General features: G+C 70.9%; 1 protein-coding gene. It reads right to left on the reverse strand.

What is annotated here, in order from left to right; translation table 11 throughout:
• Window positions 1–1,338, reverse strand: a 1,338-nt coding sequence (locus F3J15_RS37330) for an ATP-binding protein (protein ID WP_240161554.1), incomplete at its 3' end; no start/stop codon positions are given.
• Window positions 1,339–1,482 lie beyond the last annotated feature (144 nt).

A 1,482-nucleotide genomic window follows, 5' to 3' on the forward strand; every position in this document is an offset into this window, starting at 1 on the left:
CGTACCGGCCGGGCGGCTGTCCGGCGCGCCGGTTGTCCGTTCGGTCAGGCGCTGGCCCGCGCGCTGTGCCGATCCTGCCGCGGCGTGACCATTCGCCGCACTGCCGGCCCGCCCGTTGCCGCCCGCCGCGCGCGGCACGACATCGGACAGTTCGATCTCTCCGCCGAGCCGCGCGGCCGCGCTGAACGCCAGATACAGGCCGACCCCGTGCCCGCCCTGCGTGCTGTCGACCGGCATCGCGCCGAGCGATTCACGCAACGCCGCCGGAATGCCGGGCCCGTCGTCACATACCTCGAATTCGATCTCGTCGGCCGTGCCGGCGTGCGCGACCTTCGCGGCCAGCGTCACGCGCTGCGGGCTCGCGCGCGCGGCGTTGTCGAGCAGGATCGTCAGGATCTGGCCGGCCGCGACCGTGTCGTCGAGTGCGACACCGGCCGGGCGCGCGCCGAGCAATTCGAACTGCACGTGCGGATGCCGCAGGCGCCAGTGCTCGACGAACGTGTCGAGCCAGTCGTCCACCGGCTGGCGGCTCGCGGGCGCGCTCGCGCGGCTGCGCAGGCGCGCGAGCGCCGACGTGCAGAGCGTCATCTGTTCCTCGAGCACCTTCAGGTCGGCCTCGTAGCGGGCCAGCCCCGGATCGTCGCGCGCGGCGTCGCGCAGCTCTTCGGCGAGCATCGCGATCGTCGACAGCGGCGTGCCCATCTCGTGCGCGACGGTGGCGGCCTGCACGCCGAGCGCGACCGCCCGCTCGTCGCGCAGCAGGTGCTGCTGCGCTTCGCCGAGCGCCGAATCACGCTGGCGCAGCGCATTCGACATGCGCGCGACGAACCACGCGATCAGCCCGACGCTGACCATGAAGTTCGCCCACATCCCGGTACGGTAGTAGTCGAACAGGTTCGCGGGGTTGTCCATGTTGAGCGGCACCGAGTCGAAGCCGAGCGCTGCGTAGCACGCGACCGCGAACGCCGCGAGCCAGATCATCAGGTGCCACGGCAGCACGGCCGCCGCGATCGCGAGCGAAGGCAGGTACAGCGACACGAACGGATTGGTCGTGCCGCCCGACAGGAACAGCAGCGCGGACAGCGCACCGAGGTCGACCCACAGCTGGCCGAGCAGCTCGAAATTGGTCTCGGGCCGCGCGCGCAGCACGCGCACCCAGGTGAGCGCATTGAAAACGATTTCGAGCGCGATGACCATCAGCATCGCCGGCAACGGCAGATGCACGCCGAAATAGGTCTGCACGACGCCGATCGTCACGAGCTGGCCGATGATCGCGAGATTGCGGAGCCAGAACAGGTGACTGAGGTTGACGCGCCCGGTGGTGGTGATTCGTTGCATCCGAGCAGTTTACCCGTTTAGCGGGCGGCGCCTCTAGCGGGGTCGGATCGGCGCGCGGCGAACGGGACGCCCCACGTGCGCGGCCGATGCCGTCAGCCGGCCGCGCCGGCCATCCGCTGCGCGATCTCGTCGGCCAGGCACTCG

Origin of the sequence: Burkholderia sp. Ap-955, assembly GCF_011753045.1 — a bacterium.
Lineage (GTDB): Bacteria > Pseudomonadota > Gammaproteobacteria > Burkholderiales > Burkholderiaceae > Burkholderia > Burkholderia lata_D.